The 1,485-nt window shown below is 65.9% G+C and carries 1 protein-coding gene; it reads right to left on the reverse strand.

Annotated elements, in window-relative coordinates; all coding sequences use genetic code 11:
- Nucleotides 1–24 precede the first annotated feature (24 nt).
- Entirely contained in the window at nucleotides 25–1,209 is a 1,185-nt protein-coding gene (locus tag EV192_RS53525; RefSeq protein ID WP_207927002.1) for an IS110 family RNA-guided transposase, read from the reverse strand.
- Nucleotides 1,210–1,485: the final 276 nt, after the last annotated feature.

Below are 1,485 nucleotides of genomic sequence, written 5' to 3' on the forward strand. Positions count from 1 at the left end.
CGCCCAGGAAGCTCCTATGGTGTGTCAAGGAGTGGGGTGGTGTTTGTGGAGGTTGGTGAGGTCGGTCATGAGGCGGGGGTAGATTTCGCGGGCGAGGTAGCGTTTGAGGCAGCGGATGAGGTGTTTCTTGGTCATTTTCGTGCCGGGGCGGTGGCGGGTGGTGATGTAGTCGCGGGTGGGTTGGTGGCTGGCCAGGCGGGTAAGCACGATCTGGTAGAGCACGGAGTTGGCTTGGCGGTCGCCGGCGCGGGAGAGCCGGTGGTTGTCTTGGTTGTCGCCGCTGGAGCATTCTTGGGGTGCTACGCCGGTGAGGGTGGCGAAGGCGGGTTCGCTGTGGATGCGGTCGGTGTGGTCTCCGGCGGTGATCAGCAGTTGCGCGGCGCGGCCGGGGCCGACGCCGAACAGGCCACTGGTGGCTGGTGCGATCCGGGTGACCAGTGTGTGCAGGCAGGTGTCCAGTTCGTGGATACGCTGGTTGTGGTGTTGGATGATGCGGGCCAGTTCGCCCAGCATCATCGACACGGTCTGGGTGGCGTCCAGCAGGCTGTCGGTGAGGCGGGTGACGGCTTGGGCCCGGGTGTGGCCCCGGGAGTGTTTGACCGGCAGTATCGGTGCGGTGTAGTCGGCGCAGTGTCCGATCAGGACGTTATGGGTCATGCCGGTCAGGGTTTCCCGTAAGGGGGCCGGGGCGGTGACGATGAGACTGTGCAGTGTGTTGACCGCTGCGGTGCGGGCTTTGACCAGCATGTCCCGGGTTTCCTTGATGACTCGGACCGATTCGATCGGCCCGGTGCGTGGCCGGGGTGCCGCGGTCGCCTCACCTGACTGCGCCGCGGCCGCGGCCGCGATGGCGTCTTTGACATCCGACTTGCCCTGCCGGCGGCGTTTCTGCCGGTTCGGGCGGTTGACCTCGACCACCTCGATCCCCTCGGTGCGCAGGTGGGTGGTCAGCCCGGCGCCGTAACATCCGGTGCCCTCGATCCCGACCAGCTCCACCGGGCCGAATACCCGCAACCACGCCAGTAGCGCGGGATAGCCGGCAGCGGTGGCGGTGAACTTCTGGGTGCCCAGATTCCGGCCGAGGGAGTCTTTCGCCGCCGCGACGTGGAAGTCTTTATGGGTGTCCACCCCGCCGGTGATGTTCCCGACCGGGACTACCGGCTGCGCCGACGGGGTGGTGCGGGTGGACTTCGTGCGAGAGTTTGCCATCCTGGTAGAGCCGTCCTGTTCGCTGTCACGGGTGGGAATGGCACGCACCCGGCCCGGCGGTCGGACAAGACAGTGATGGGTCGCCTGGGCGAACAGGCTCCTATAAGGTCACGGTCGCCGGGTCGGTCACCTGCCTGATGGTTGCTCCCAGCACGGACGACAGTTCCTGGGAAAGGCACCAAACCAGCCACACAGCGAGTCAGACCACGCCAGGAACAACCACCAACAACATCCTCACAGATGCAACCCCATCCTCACTGCCACACGGGAGGGAGA

Origin of the sequence: Actinocrispum wychmicini, from assembly GCF_004345645.1 — a bacterium.
In the GTDB taxonomy this organism is placed as follows: domain Bacteria; phylum Actinomycetota; class Actinomycetes; order Mycobacteriales; family Pseudonocardiaceae; genus Kibdelosporangium; species Kibdelosporangium wychmicini.

What these genes read in the sequence shown, in the direction of transcription:
- EV192_RS53525 (WP_207927002.1), bottom strand. Translation starts at nt 1,209, where the DNA reads ATGGCAAACTCTCGCACGAAGTCCACCCGCACCACCCCGTCGGCGCAG.